The 14279-nt window shown below is 65.9% G+C and carries 12 protein-coding genes; 2 read left to right on the top strand and 10 right to left on the bottom strand.

All coding sequences use genetic code 11. The features are described 5' to 3' along the window. Window positions 1-5: 5 nt before the first annotated feature. The 8 genes from AC1RQP_RS34100 to AC1RQP_RS34065 all read right to left on the bottom strand — a co-directional run bounded on the left by AC1RQP_RS34100 (window position 6) and on the right by AC1RQP_RS34065 (window position 9003). On the bottom strand, window positions 6-1085 hold the full coding sequence (locus tag AC1RQP_RS34100) for an isocitrate/isopropylmalate dehydrogenase family protein (RefSeq protein WP_492941529.1): 1080 nt from the start codon (window positions 1083-1085) through the stop codon (window positions 6-8). A gap of 130 nt (window positions 1086-1215) precedes the next feature. Then, on the bottom strand, window positions 1216-2283 hold the full coding sequence (locus AC1RQP_RS34095; RefSeq protein ID WP_239622141.1) for an alcohol dehydrogenase: 1068 nt from the start codon (window positions 2281-2283) through the stop codon (window positions 1216-1218). 82 nt (window positions 2284-2365) lie between these two features. Then, a complete protein-coding gene (locus AC1RQP_RS34090) occupies window positions 2366-3337 on the bottom strand; it encodes an ABC transporter ATP-binding protein (protein ID WP_492941527.1) in 972 nt (323 codons plus the stop codon). After that, window positions 3334-4326, bottom strand: coding sequence for an ABC transporter ATP-binding protein (locus tag AC1RQP_RS34085; RefSeq protein WP_239622139.1), 993 nt, complete (start codon window positions 4324-4326; stop codon window positions 3334-3336). Before AC1RQP_RS34085 ends, AC1RQP_RS34090 begins: the two co-directional genes overlap by 4 nt. Next, complete coding sequence (locus AC1RQP_RS34080; RefSeq protein WP_492941525.1) at window positions 4323-5195, bottom strand: ABC transporter permease; 873 nt, start codon at window positions 5193-5195, stop codon at window positions 4323-4325. Before AC1RQP_RS34080 ends, AC1RQP_RS34085 begins: the two co-directional genes overlap by 4 nt. After that, window positions 5182-6132, bottom strand: coding sequence for an ABC transporter permease (locus AC1RQP_RS34075; RefSeq protein ID WP_492941524.1), 951 nt, complete (start codon window positions 6130-6132; stop codon window positions 5182-5184). Before AC1RQP_RS34075 ends, AC1RQP_RS34080 begins: the two co-directional genes overlap by 14 nt. Before the next feature lie 7 nt (window positions 6133-6139). Then, window positions 6140-7675 (bottom strand): ABC transporter substrate-binding protein, encoded by a 1536-nt coding sequence (locus tag AC1RQP_RS34070; protein WP_492941522.1) that lies wholly within the window; start codon window positions 7673-7675, stop codon window positions 6140-6142. A 131-nt stretch (window positions 7676-7806) separates the two neighbouring features. Further along, on the bottom strand, window positions 7807-9003 hold the full coding sequence (locus AC1RQP_RS34065) for a CaiB/BaiF CoA transferase family protein (RefSeq protein WP_492941520.1): 1197 nt from the start codon (window positions 9001-9003) through the stop codon (window positions 7807-7809). A 192-nt stretch (window positions 9004-9195) separates the two neighbouring features. On the opposite strand from AC1RQP_RS34065, the gene glgA reads away from it, so the two are divergent. Further along, the gene (glgA, locus tag AC1RQP_RS34060) at window positions 9196-10611 is read left to right on the top strand and encodes a glycogen synthase GlgA (protein WP_239622134.1); all 1416 of its coding nucleotides are present in this window, start codon (window positions 9196-9198) and stop codon (window positions 10609-10611) included. Window positions 10612-10737: 126 nt separating this feature from the next. Here glgA and AC1RQP_RS34055 read toward each other — a convergent pair whose 3' ends face one another. Together AC1RQP_RS34055 and AC1RQP_RS34050 are read right to left on the bottom strand one after the other, a co-directional pair. Then, window positions 10738-11688, bottom strand: coding sequence for an oxygenase MpaB family protein (locus tag AC1RQP_RS34055; RefSeq protein ID WP_492941518.1), 951 nt, complete (start codon window positions 11686-11688; stop codon window positions 10738-10740). Window positions 11689-11766: 78 nt separating this feature from the next. Continuing rightward, window positions 11767-12903 (bottom strand): DUF3734 domain-containing protein, encoded by a 1137-nt coding sequence (locus AC1RQP_RS34050; RefSeq protein ID WP_239622132.1) that lies wholly within the window; start codon window positions 12901-12903, stop codon window positions 11767-11769. A 200-nt stretch (window positions 12904-13103) separates the two neighbouring features. On the opposite strand from AC1RQP_RS34050, the gene AC1RQP_RS34045 reads away from it, so the two are divergent. After that, window positions 13104-13991, top strand: coding sequence for a LysR family transcriptional regulator (locus AC1RQP_RS34045; protein WP_492941516.1), 888 nt, complete (start codon window positions 13104-13106; stop codon window positions 13989-13991). The last annotated feature ends 288 nt before the right edge of the window (window positions 13992-14279 follow it).

The following is a 14279-nucleotide window of genomic DNA, read 5'->3' as shown; positions in this document are numbered from 1 at the left end:
AAGCTCTATAGCGCCCCCAGCACGGCCTTCGTGATGTCCGCCGTGCCGTTGTTGCCGCCGAACTCCATCGGCTTGATGCCGCCGGCATAGACCTGGTCCACCGCGCGCTCGATGGTCTCGCCCGCCTCCGCCGCACTCTCGATGCCGTGCTTGTCGGCGAGCCAGTCCAGCATCATCGCCGCAGACAGGATCATGCCGGTCGGATTGGCCTTGCCCTGCCCCATGATGTCGGGCGCGGTGCCGTGGCACGGCTGGAACACCGCATACTTGTCGCCGATGTCGGCCGAGGGCGCCATGCCGAGGCCGCCGATCAGGCTGGCGGTGATGTCGGAGACGATGTCGCCGAACATGTTCTCCATCACCATCACGTCGAAATCCCAGGGACGCTTCACCAGCATCGCCGAGCAGGCATCGACATAGAGGCGGTCGGTCTTCACCTCGGGATGCTTCTTGGCGATCTCGTCGAAGATGCCGCGGAAGAAGGCAAACGCCTTGAACACGTTCGCCTTGTCGACGCAGGTGAGCATTCCCGGCTTGCCCCGGGCCCTGCGCCGCTCGGCCAGGCGAAACGAGAACTCGAACAGGCGCTCGGACGTCTTGCGGGTAATCACCATGGTCTCGCGCGCGTCCTCATGGGTGACGACGCCCTTGCCCATCGAGGCGAACAGGCCTTCGGTCGATTCCCTGATGACGACGAGATCGATGCCGCGCTGGTCGGCACCGACGATCGGGCTCGGCACGCCCGGAATGAGCCGCGCCGGACGCACGCCGGCATAGAGATCGAAGATGAAGCGCAGCTCGATCTGCGGCGCGATTTCGGTGTTGTCGGGATAGCGCACCGACGGCAGCCCGCAGGCCCCGAGCAGAATCGCATCCGCCTCCTCGCACAGCTTGATCGTGGTGTCAGGCATCGACTTGCCGGTGGCGAGATAATTGTTGGCGCCGGCCGGCGCCTCGGTGAAGCGGAAACGCAGGCCGGATTTTTCGCCGACCTTGCGCAGCACCTCGAGCGCCGGCGCCATGACTTCGGGACCGATGCCGTCACCAGCGAGCACGGCAATGTGGAAGGCGTTGTTTGCGGACATGGGTTTCCCAAAAAGTAGATGTCATTCCGGGGCGGTCCGCAGGACCGAACCCGGAATCTCGAGATTCCGGGTTCGATGCTCCGGGCCGCGCGTCGCGGTCCCGTCGCATCGCCGCGGAACGACAACTCAATTACGGCGTCAGCACCGTGCGTCCGACCACCGCGCCCTGCTGCAACTGCACCAGCGCGTCATTGGCCTTGGCGAGCGGTTGCCGCGTCACCGGAATCGGCGGCACCTTCTTCGTTCGCACGAGCTCGAGCAATTCCTGCGTCTCGCGCAGATTGCCGACATAGCTGCCCTGGATCGTCACCGCCTTGATCGGAATCAGCGGCAGCGCCCAGGTCGCGCCGCCGCCGAACAGGCCGACGATGACGAGCTTGCCGCCCTTGGTCAGGCAGTCGAAGCCGAGCTGCGTCGTCGCGGCATTGCCGACCAGATCGATCACCGCGCGGATCGGACCGCCCGCCTTCTTGGCGAGTTGCTCGAGCGCATCCGGCGCCTTGGGATCGACGGTCGCCAGCGCGCCGGCCTTCTCGGCCGCCTCGCGCTTCTTCGCGTCGATGTCGACCATGATCGCACCCTTGCCGCCCATGGCCTTGAGCAGCGACAGCGCCATCAGGCCGAGGCCGCCGGCGCCGAACATCACGATCGGCGTGTCGAAATGCTGCTCGACCTTCTTCAACGCGCTGTAGGTCGTGACGCCCGAGCAGGCGTAAGGCGCGGTCGTCGCGGGATCGAGCCCTTTCAGATTGAGAAGATAGCGCGGATGCGGCACCAGCATGTGATCGGAATAGCCGCCGTCGCAATAGACGCCGAGCGAGCGCGGCGTCAGGCACATGTTCTCATCGCCGGCCAGACACGTGGCGCATTTGCCGCAGCCGATCCAGGGATAGACCAGGCCGACGTCGCCGAGCTTGAGATCGCCCTGATCGGTCGGCTTCACGTCGGGACCGAACGCCAGGATTTCACCGACGGTCTCGTGACCCATCGTCAGCGGCAGGTTGATGCCGCGGTCCTTCAGGGACAGCGGCTTGCGGCCGTGGCCGAGATCGTAGCCGCCTTCCCAGATGTGGAGATCGCTGTGGCAGACGCCGGCGGCCTTCACCTTGATCAGCACCTGCGTGCCCGACGGCTGCGGCGTCGCCTCATCGACCTCCTGCAGCGGCGCCTTGAAATCGGCAACCTTGAAACTCTTCATTGGCGTCCTCCCGGAATGCTTCTCGTTCTTGCGCAGCATGCCATGACCGGCGAGACGAGACAAACCCGGGAGCGGTCTTAGTTCAGGCCAACGGATAATGGCAAGCCACGAACTGGCCGGGTCCGATCTGGCGCAACTCCGGTATCTCCGCGCTGCATCGCTGATCGGCGCGCGGGCAGCGGGTGCGGAAGCGGCAGCCGGACGGAGGTGCAATCGGCGATGGTGGCTCGCCGGTCGCCACGCTCTCGGCGGGACGAACGTCCGGATCTGGCACCGGGATCGCCTGCAACAACAGCCCGGTATAGGGATGTGCGGGTCTTGCGAACAATTGCTCCGACGGCCCGACCTCGCAGAGCCGGCCGAGATACATGACCGCGACGCGATCGCTGACCGCTTTGACCACCGCGAGGTCATGCGCGATGAACAGCAGCGTCAGACCGAAGCGCGCCTTCATCTCCTCGAGCAGGTTGAGGATCTGCGCGCGGATTGAGACGTCCAGCGCCGACACCGGCTCGTCGCAGACGATGAACTCCGGGTTGAGCACCAGTGCTCGCGCGATGCAGATGCGCTGGCATTGACCGCCGGAGAATTCGTGCGGCAGACGGCCCGCCACGATATCGGGATCGAGCCCGACCGCGGAGAGCACCTCGTGGACCCGTCGCTTGCGCTCGGCGGCATCCTTGACGCCGGCGATGATCAACGGCTCGGCAATGATATCGCCGATGCGACGGCGCGGATTGAGCGAGGCGATCGGATCCTGGAAGATGAGCTGCACCCGGCGGCGCATCCTGCGCAGCGCCTCGCCCTCCATGGCCGTGAGATCCTCGCCGTCGAACAGCACACGGCCGGATCTGGCGCGGCGCAATTGCAGCACCGCCCGCCCGAGCGTCGACTTGCCGCAGCCGGATTCGCCGACCAGCCCCAGCGTCTCGCCGCGCGCGACCTGAAAACTGACGCCGGAGACGGCATGCACCGTCTTGTTGCCGAGACCATATTCGACGACGAGCTTGTCGACATTCAGAAGCGGCTCGAGGCGCACGGCAAGCTGCATCATGCGCCGATCCCTTCCGTCATCCGGATCGGATGGAAGCAGGCATAGAGATGTCCAGGCGCCTCCGCGTCCTTCAACTCGGGCTTGGCCTCGTGACAGCGTCCTGCGGCATAGCGGCAGCGCGGCGCGAAGGAGCAGCCACGAAGCGGCCGTGTCGGATCGGGCGGGCGGCCGGAGATGGCAGGCAGCGGCGTATGCGGCGCGGTCTCCAGCTTCGGGATCGCGGCCAGCAGCGCCTCGGTGTAGGGCATGTGCATGCGCTTGAACAGGGCCTGTGTCGGCGCGCGCTCCACCACCCTGCCCGCATACATCACGGCGACCTCGTCGGCACGGCCGGCGACGACGCCGAGATCGTGGGTGATGATGATCATCGCCATGTGCCGGCGGCGCTGCTCGCGCGCCAGCAGATCGAGAATCTGCGCCTGGATGGTGACGTCGAGGGCAGTGGTGGGCTCGTCCGCGATCAAAAGCTTCGGCTCGCAGGACAACGCGATCGCGATCGCGATGCGCTGGCGCATCCCGCCGGAACATTGGTGCGGATATTGCGCGAGCCGCTGCTCCGGCGCGGGAATGCCGACGGCCGCGAGCAGCTCGATGCTGCGCTTGCGCGCCGCCGGCGCATCCAGCTCCAAATGCTCCTGAATCGTCTCCATCAGTTGCGTGCCGATGGTCAGCACCGGATTGAGCGAGGTCATGGGATCCTGGAATACCACCGCGAGGTCGCGCCCGCGCAGGCGACGCAGGCTGTCAGGCGCGAGCCGCACCAGATCCTGGCCGTCGAACATCACGCGCCCCGTCAGCTTTGCCTTCTTCGGCAGCAGCTGAAGCACCGCGCGCGACAGCATGGTCTTGCCACAGCCGGACTCGCCGACGATGCCGAGCGTCCGGCCGGCCTCCAGCGACAGATCGACATGATCCACGGCGCGCAGATTGCCGCGCGGGGTCGGCAGCTCGACCGCGACGTCCTCGATCGTCAGCAGCGGAGCGTTCACAGCGCCCCCTGACGCGGATCGGTCAGTGCCCGCAAGGTGTCGCCGACGAGGTTGAACGCCAGCACGGTCACGAACAGGGCCGCGGCCGGCAGGAAGGCGAGCCGCGGCGCGACGTCGAGGCTCTCGCGGCCCTCGCCGATCATGCTGCCCCAACTCGCCATCGGCGGCGGCACGCCGAGACCGAGGAAGGACAGCGCCCCCTCGACCACGATGGTGACGGCGACACCGAGCAGGAAGAAGGCGAGCAGCGGCAGGATCACGTTGGGCAGCAGCTCGCGCAGGAGGATACGCGCGTGGCTGGCGCCGAGCGCTTCGGCGGCGATCACAAACTCGCGCCGCGCCAGGGTCAGCGTCGCAGCGCGCGCCACGCGCATGAAGGCGGGAATGCCGAGCACGCCGAGGATCAAGGTGAGATTGGGAATAGACTGGCCCAGATAGGCCGTCACGGCGAGCGCGAAGATCAGCGGCGGAAAGGCGAGCAGCACGTCCATGCTGCCGACCACCAGCGTCTCGAACCTGCCGCGGAAATAGCCGGCGAGCAGCCCGAGCGCGCCGCCGACGACGAGGCCGATCATCGGCGCGATCAGCCCGACGGTCAGCGACACGCGCGCACCAAAGATCAGGCGGGCAAGCTCGTCGCGGCCGAGCCCGTCGGTGCCGAGCCAGTGCTCCCCGGAGAACGCGGCGCGGCGCTCCAGCATGTCCATGTCGGTCGGGTTCTGCAGCGGCAGCACCGGCGCGAGGAATGCGAGCGCAAGAATGATCGCCACCCAACCGCTCGCGAGCCAGAACAGGACGCCGAGCTTGCGCCTGCCGCGAACGGGCGCGGACGCTGCCTCGTCCTGAATTGACAGCTCAAGCGTGGCCATGGCGGATCCTCGGGTCGAGCACGGCGTAGAGCATGTCGACGATGAAATTGACGATGACGAAGCCGCAGGCGACCAGCAGCACCACGCCCTGGAGGATGACGAGGTCGCGAGTGTAGATCGCACCGACCAGCAGCCGGCCGATGCCGGGCAGCGCGAAGATCGATTCCACGATCAGCGTGCCGCCGAGCAGACGGCCGATATTGATGCCTGTCACCGTCACCAGGGTCAGCGACGAAGGCTTGAGCGCATGCACGAACAGGATGCGGGATGGCTTGAGGCCCTTTGCTTTCGCGAGCGCGATATAGTCCTCCTGCAGGGTCGCGATCATGTCGGAGCGCAGCACCCGCATGATGCCCGGCCATTCCGCGAGCGCGAGCGTCAGGGCCGGCAGCACGAAGAAGCGCAGATTGCTGAGCGGCTCCTCGGTGAACGGCACATAGCCGGTCGCGGGCAGCCAATGCAGCTCGACCGCGAACAGATAGATCAGCAGGATCGCGGTGAGAAAAGAAGGCATCGACAGCATGGCGAAGGCGCTGCCGGTCATGAAGCGGTCGAAGGCGCCGCCGGCGCGCGCGGCGCAGGCGATCGCAACGGGAACGCCGATCATGAGGCCGATGAATTCGGCCATCAGCATCAGTTGAAGCGAGACCGGGATGCGCTCGGCAACTGCCTGCAACACCGTCTGCCCGGTGCGGAACGAACGGCCGAGATCGCCCTGCAACACGTGGCCGAGCCAGCTCAGGTAGCGCCACCACAGCGGCTGATCCAGCCCCATGTCACGCCGCAGCGCCGCCACATTCTCCGGCGTCGCCTGATCGCCGAGGATGACGAAGGCGAGATCGCCCGGCAGCAGCGAGGCGATCAGGAAGGTGAGCAGGGAGACGGCCAGCAGAACCGGCAGGATGGCAAGGAGCCGCCGAACGACGAAGTTCAGCATCGCGTGGTCATTCCAGCCAGGTGTTCGAGACGTCGATCACGCCGTTGTAGATCTTCGGAAAGCCCTTCAGCTTCGCGCTCGACAGCGCGTAATAGGTGTTCTGGAAGGTCCAGAACCAGATCGCCTCCTTGTTGATCAGGCGGCTGATGGCGCAGTAATCCTCGGTACGCTGGCCGAGATCGGCGGTGACGCGCGCGTGGTCCAGAAGCTTGTCGAGCTCGGGATTCGAGTAGCCGGCGAGTGCCAGCGGGCTGCCGCTGCGGAAATTCGCGTACATCTGCGGATCGGGATCGGCGAGATCGACGATGCGCCACGGCGTCAGCTGGAACTGGCGGGTGAAGGCGCGCGACGGAATGGTGGCCTGATCGACCTGCTCGATCTCCATGTTGGCGCCGACGCGCTTCCAGAACTGCTGGAGCACCTGGCCGACCACGCGGCCGCGGGGCGTCGCGGTCACCAGCATCTTGAACTCGACCGGCTTGCCATAGTCCTTGATCAGCGCCTTGGCCTTCTCGACGTCGAAGGGCAGCGCACCGTCGTCCTTGCACTTGACCCAGGAGCCGTCGCCGTAGGGATTGCTCGCGGGCCGGCTCAGGCCGTTGCTGATCGCCTGCGACATCTTCGGACGATCGATCGCCATCACCAGCGCTTGGCGCACGCGGACGTCGTCGAACGGCGCGACCTTGGTGTTGAAGGCGTAGACCTGCGCGCCCGAGCCCTTATAGGTGTGAACGGTGAGCTTGGGGTCCTTCTGCGCCTTCATGATGTTGTCGGCATCGTTCTCGTCGTCCCAGATGATGTCGGCCTCGCCCGATTGCAGCGAGGCGAAGCGCGACTGCGCGTCAGGCAGCGGCTTCAGGATGATGCGGTCGAGATAGGGACGGCTCTTGTCCCAGTAACTGGGATTCTTCTCCAGCACCATGCGGTCGCCCGCGGTCCAGGATTTGAGGATATAGGGACCGGTGCCCACGGGATTTCGATTGTAGTCGTCACCCCTGGTCTTCCAGGCGGTCGGAGAATGCACCGCATTGTTCTGGCTCTGGATGGTGATCACCGCCGGCAGGTTCACGGAGGGGTCGGTGAGTTTGTAGACGACGGTATGCTCGTCCGGCGCCAGCACCTCCTTGACGTTGGTGATGTAGAAGGCGCAGCGGCACTTGTTGGCGGGGTCCTTCTGCCGGTCGAAGTTCTCCTTGAAGGCTTGCGCGTTGAACGGCGTGCCGTCGTGGAATTTCACGCCCTCGCGGAGCTTGAAGGTCCAGCTCTTGTAGTCGTCGGAATGGGTCCAGGACACCGCGAGCTTTGGCGCGGCCTCGCCCTTGTCGTCGAGGGTGGTCAGCGTGTCGAAGATCGCGGCGGCGGCGGTGAAGGTCGAGGTGTCGTAGACGCCGACCTTGAGGGGATCGAAGCCCGGGATATCCAGCTCCTGGCCGACCGTGATGCTGCCTCCCGGCTTCTGCGCCTGGGCGGGCCCGGCCAGTGCCAACGCCGCAACGAGGAAAATCGGCACGTGCTTGCGCACTGCGGCAGCAATGTTCGTCATGGTTCCTCCCGGGATCCCGCGTCCGATGTTTCGGATCGCTGAACGACTTGAGGGCGAGATTGGCGACAAATGCTCGCCACCGCAAGAGGAACGCACGGGAGTTCAAACGCCGCATGCGGCGGCGATGTTGCTCAAGATGTCGCGGCTGTTTTGCCTGGCGGAATTTGCCCATCGCCTGCGAGGCCGATCTCGTCGCGCAGCGCATCCGTGTGCTCGCCAAGCGTGGCCATCGTCTTGCCCGGTGTGGTATCGGCGCCGGACATCCGGAACGGCAGATTGAGTACCCGGAAGGAGCCACCCTCGTCCTGCACTTCGGAGAGCGCCTGCCGATGCGCGAGTTGCGGATCGGCCAGGGCCTCGGACACGGTGCGATAGGCCGAGGCCGGTACGCCGGCAGCACCAAGCGCGAGGAGGCATGCGTCGGTCGCGAGCTGACGCGACCAGACTTCGACGCCATCCATCAAATCCGCCCAGTTCTCGCGGCGCGCGGCGTAGGTGGCGAAGCGTGGATCGGAGATCCATTCGGGGCGTCCGATCACGCCCATCAATCCCTGAAACGTCTTCTCGCTGGCGACCGTGATCATGACATAGCCGTTTGCCGTCTCGGTCGGGCCGAACATCGTGCGCGGCGGCGGCTTCACCGCGAATTGCGCGCTCTGCAGTTCGATCACAGTCAAGGTCAGCATCGATTCCAGCATGGAGACGTCGATGTGCTGGCCAAGCCCGGTGACCGTGCGCTGATAGAGCGCCGAGGCGATCGCGCCGAAGCCGTAGACGCCGGTGACGACGTCGGCATGGTAGATGCCGCAATAATCGGGACGGTTGCGGCCCGGCTGGTAGGCCAGATGCGCCATGTCGTAGCCGGAGGCCGCATGGATCACGGGCGCGTAGGCCGGCAGCTCGGCCGAGGGGCCGGTCTGGCCGTAGCCGGAGATCGAGCAGTAGATCAGCCTCGGATTGACCGGGCGCAGCCTGTCATAGTCGAGCCGCAGCCGGTGCATCACGCCAGGACGGAAATTCTCCACCAGAATGTCGGCCGTCGCCGCCAGCCGGCTCACCGCCTCCCTGCCGTCCTCGGACTTGAGGTCGAGGACCACGCTCTTCTTGCCGACATTGAGCTGGCCGAACACGGTGCTGCACCCCTTGCGCAGCGGTGGCCGGGTCCGCATCGTCTCTCCGCCGTCGGTCTCGATCTTGATGACCTCGGCGCCCATGTCGGCGAGCATCCGCGTGCAATGGGGGCCGGCGATGGTGGTCGAGAAATCCAGGACCCGCAAACCTGCCATGACCTTTGTCAACGTCCCCTCATGCTTATCTGATAACTGCATGCCTGCTCACGCCTTGGGTCTCTTAGGAACCAACGAAGTGCTTTGTTGTTGATGCGGCGACCCTAGAGGGCGGCGGCCGAGTAGGAAAGTGGTTACCGCACGGACGCGTCGCGTGGGCGGGCTTGGGAATTCCAGGACAACTGGACCCGTTCTTGCATAGCAGCAAGCGGGATCGGAAGAGGGCAGCTGTTCTTGAGGGTCTTGTTCGTCACCACTGAGATGGATGACTTCATCCGCGTTGGCGGACTGGGCGCCGTTTCCGCCGCTCTTCCCCGTGCGCTTCGCTCCTTCGCCGATATCCGGATCATGCTGCCCGGCTATCGCGACATCATCGAGCAACTCACTCATATTCAGATCGTTGGCCGCTGCCCTGCATTCGCGGAGATGCCGGCCTGCTCGCTCGGCCGGGCCGCGACCAAGGACGGCCTGCCGGTCTATGTGCTGTTGTGCTCACAGCTCTACGACCGGCCCGGCAATCCCTATGGCGACGAGGCCGGACGCGACTGGCCCGACAACGACATCCGCTTCGCGCGCTTTGCCTCCGCGGCGGCTGAGCTCGCCATGGGCAAGCTGGACAAGAATTGGGCAGCGGACCTGATCCATGCCAATGACTGGCCGGCCTCGCTCGTGCCGGCGTACCTTGCCTGGCGCGGTGCCAAGCTGCCGTCGATCCTGACCATTCACAACCTCGCCTATCAGGGCCTCTTCCCGAAGGACTCGCTGCGGCGGATCGGCGCACCGGAGAGCTCCTTCCACATCGACGGCGTCGAGTTCTACGACCAGGTCTCCTTTCTCAAGGCCGGGCTGGTCTACGCCTCGCACCTCACCACCGTCAGCGGCACCTACGCGCGGGAGATCACCACGGCCGAATTCGGCTGCGGCCTCGAAGGCCTGCTTCGCCTGCGCTCGGATGCGGCCGAGCTCACCGGCATCCTCAACGGCATCGACGAGAGCTGGGACCCGCGCTCCTGCGCCCAGCTCGCCCAGCAGTTCAGCGCCGGCGACTGGGTCGGCAAGAGGGCCAATGCGGATTACGTGCGCAAGCAGTTCGGGCTTGCGGTCTCGCGCGGCCCGATGTTCGGCATCGTCGCGCGGCTCGTGCACCAGAAGGGCATCGACCTCGTGCTGTCGGCGGCCGACGAGATCGTCGACGCCGGCGGGCAGATCGTGGTCACCGGCTCCGGGGAGCCGGCGCTCGAGCAGGCCCTGATCGACGCGCACCGCCGCCGCCCCGACGCCATCGGGGTCGCGATCGGCTTCAACGACGCCCAGGCTCGCCGCATCTTCGCCGGCAGCGACTTCACGCTGATGCCGTCGCGCTTCGAGCCGTGCGGCCTCAGCCAGATGTACGCCCAGCGCTTCGGCTCGCTGCCGATCGGGCACCAGACCGGCGGCCTCGCCGAGACCATCACCGACGGCGAGACCGGCTTCCTGTTCTCGCGGCCCTCGCGCGAATCTTTCCTCGGCGGCGTCCGTCGGGCCTTCTCGGCCTTCATGGCGCACGACCAGCTCGATACCATGCGCCGCAGCGCCATGGGACGATCGTTCTCCTGGAGCATCTCGGCCGGCAGCTACAGCGCACTGTACCGGAAGCTGGCGTCGGTGTGAGCGAACGTCTCCCCGTACTCCGTCATTGCGAGCGAGCAATCCAGACTGTCTCCGCGAAGGGGGTCTGGATGGCTTCGTCGCTAACGCTCCTCGCGATGACGATGCTTGTGGCAGCAGCGGAGATCTTCACCCCTTCCCGCGCAGGTCCATCTGCGGCCGTCCGATCCAGGCGCGGTTGAGACAGCGGGTCATCCAGTCGGGCTGCGTCTCGCCCCGCAGCCGCGCCTGCGCCTCCTGGTAGGGGCCGACATAGCGCAGCCTATCGGGCAATTTCGGATAGACGCGCCTGATCCACCGCAGTGCGTTGTCGGCGGATCGGATTTCGCGCGCGTCAAGCTCGAAACCAAAGCCGGCGCGCAAGCGCTCTGGCAGCATTCTTGCCGTGAGCGCGCGATACCATCGCGGTGGCCGCAACCAGGGTCGCGCGCCCGTGAAGATCTGCGTGGCGATCTCGCGCGCCGCCGTGCTGACCGTCAGCGTGTCCGACTGCGCCATCGCCGCGGTGTAGTCGGCGAAGCCGGCCCAGTCCGCGGGCAGGTCATTCCCTGTCAGCCCGAACAGGGCACCGAACATCCGGCTCTCGGCCCAATAGCGCTCGCGCTCTTCCGCGGAGAGCGGTGCCAGAACGAGGTCATGCGCCATCAACGCGGTCTCGACCAGCGTGGCGTGGACCCAGCGCAGCGACGGAACGTCATTGGCGCAGTAGCGCGAGCCTGCCGCGAACGGGCCGACAGTCTCGGGCATCTCGCCGACGATCATGCCGTGGCGCCGGTGCAGCTGCCGCGACGACAGTAGCGCCCGGTCGAGCGAGCCGAACACCATGGCGAACACGATGCCAAAGGTGCGATGGAAGCGCCCGATCGGATCGGCAAAGGTCTTGGAATGCTCGGTGATCGCAGCAGCGACCCAGGGGTGGGCCAGCTGCAGCAACAGCGCGCGGCCCGCGCCGAGAAAGATCACGGCCTCGCGGTCGATCCGCCAGGTGACGGTGTCGGGGCCGAACACGCCGGCAACCGATCCCGCCGCATGAGCGCGGACCTGATCGAGGGACAGTTCCAGATCGCTCCCGGACACCAATTGCGATAACTTTCGACTGCGGGGCCAATACCGACGATCGCAAGGCCTGTGACAATTTGATGAAAAGGGACGCCGCCCCTACTCCGCCGCCATCGGCATCTCGTCCACATGCTCGTGCAGCACCACGCCGGCGAGCGGATCGAACTCGCCGATCCACGGCTTGCGCGCCAGCACGGCCTTCGTGTGGGCATAGCCGGCATGCCACCGCCGCGTGATCCCGGACGGACTGAAATCGATGTCCTTGGTATGCGTCTCGCGCTCGAGCTGCGGCGCCAGCAGCCGCACCACATGCATGCGTGTCGGGCAACCGTAGCTCGTCAGCTCACGCACGGCGGGGTCGTTGCGCTCGCTCTCGGGTAGCCGCGCCGCAAGCTGGTTGATCACATGGCGCAGGCGATGGGCCTGCTGCTGTCGCACGATCTGGCTCGCGATGCGGCTGGAATATTGCACGTCCTTGTGCCGGTTCAGCACCTCCGCCATCGTGGTCGGTTCGGGTCCGACGGGATTCCACAGATGCACGGAGAAGATCAGCGAATCCTTGCGTGGATTGTCGTCGAACACCGCTTCCGTCGGCGTGTTCGACAGGATGCCTCCGTCCCAATAGAGCTCACCGTCGATGCGCACGGCCGGGAAAGCCGGCGGCAGCGCGCCCGAAGCCATCACATGCTTCACCGTCAGCTCGCCGTCGCGGCTGTCGAAATAGCGCATTTCGCTGGTGCCGACATGGGCCGCACCGACCGTCAGGCGCGGCGCGCAGCGATTGGCCAGGTCGAAATCGACGAGCTCGCTGAGCGTCTTCTCCAGCGGAGCGGTCGAATAATAGCCGGCGTGATCGGCCCCCAGCGGAAAGGAATCTCCGGCATGCGCCAGCGGATTGGGCCGGAAGAAGCCTGGAATGCCGTGGGTGACGGTCGACCAATAGGCCAGCTTTTCGTTGAAGCCGGGAAATCCGGCGCGCCAGTCCCAGACCGGCTGCTGCTCCATCCGCTTCCAGAACGCCCTCAAGCGCGCGAGCCGTTGCTCCGGCGCGTTGCCCGCGATCAGGCTCGCATTGATGGCGCCGATCGAGGTGCCGATGACCCAGTCCGGCTCTATGCCGGCCTCGTGCAGCGCCTGGTAAACGCCCGCCTGGTACGAGCCGAGCGCGCCGCCGCCCTGGAGCACCAGCACGACCTGACCCGGAATATCCGCACCTGTGCCCTTGATGCCGTTCATGCTACGCTCCTGGTGAGCCTGCACCGGTCGAATTTCGTCGGACGCGGCGGTGTTGTTACGCGCTATCATTCTAAGAGATCGCGGGGTCTTTTGGAATGCCGGTTGGCTTCCGAGTCCATACGTCCGCGCTATCGTGCCGAGCGTGTCATTTCGCGGCCCAATCGGCTAGATTTGAAGCCGATCCTGCTGGGAGCCGATCCATGGAAATGCACCAGGTCCGCTATTTCCTCGCGGTGGCGCAGCTCTTGAATTTCACGCGCGCGGCCGAGGAGTGCAACGTCACGCAGCCGTCGCTGACGCGCGCGATCAAGCAGCTCGAGGCCGAGCTCGGCGGCGACCTGTTCCGCCGCGAACGGCCGGCGGCGCAATTGACCGAGCTCGGTCAACGCATGCATCCGCTTCTGAAGCAGTGCTATGACGCCGCCGCCGGCGCACGTTCGCTCGCCTCCTCGTTCAAGAGCGGCGAGATCGGTGCGCTCTGCATTGCGCTGACGCATTCGATCGACCTCGCCCTGCTCATTCCGCATCTCAACGAGATCAGGCGGCAGTTCAACCGGCTCGAATTCCGCTTCCTGCGCGGCTCGAACCGGGAGGTCGGCGATTTCCTGAAGAAGGGCGAAGCCGAGCTCGGCATCGCCGCGGAGATCGACGAGGCCTGGGAGCGGCTCGACGTCTGGCCGCTGTTCACCGAGAATTTCGAGCTCGTGGTCGGCGACGGACACCGGCTGGCCGGCCGCGCCAGCGTCGATCTGGACGATTTGCGATCCGAGCAGCTGCTGAGCCGAACCTTCTGCGAGCACTCGCGCCGCATCTCCGCGAGCCTGCGCGAACACGGCATCGACATCGAACATGGCCATGAGGTCTCCAACGAGCGCGATCTGATCGAGCTGGTCGAGGCCGAGATGGGCGTCGCCATGGTGCCGCACACCTCACCCGTGCCGGAGCGGCTGACCCGCGCCGCGGTCGCAGGGCTGGACGCCCGCCGTACCGTCAACCTTTATGGGGTCGCGGGCCGGCAACGCACGGCCGTAGGCAATGCCGTGATGCGCATGCTGCGCGGCGCCGATTGGCGGGAGATCGCGGGGTAGCTGGGGAAGCATTCTCGCACCAGGCGAGATGCACATTGCTGCGCCCTCGCCCCTTGTGGGAGAGGGCAGCGAGGCTGCCAGAAGCGAACTCACTTGGGTGAGGGGTATATCTCCACGGACATCAGTGTATGGGACGAGATACCCCTCATCCGGCGCCATAGCCGAAGCTTCGCTTCGGCGTTCTTGAGAACGGCGGCCGAGGGCCGCCTAGTGTCCAGCGGATGGATGGGTAACAAACCAGACCGGATGGATAGGTAACAGTCGTTCATGGTTCGGTCCGCTGCGGCG

This window comes from Bradyrhizobium sp. GW821-FHT13H06 (genome assembly GCF_058803975.1).
This window is presented reverse-complemented; position numbering and strand designations above follow the sequence as displayed.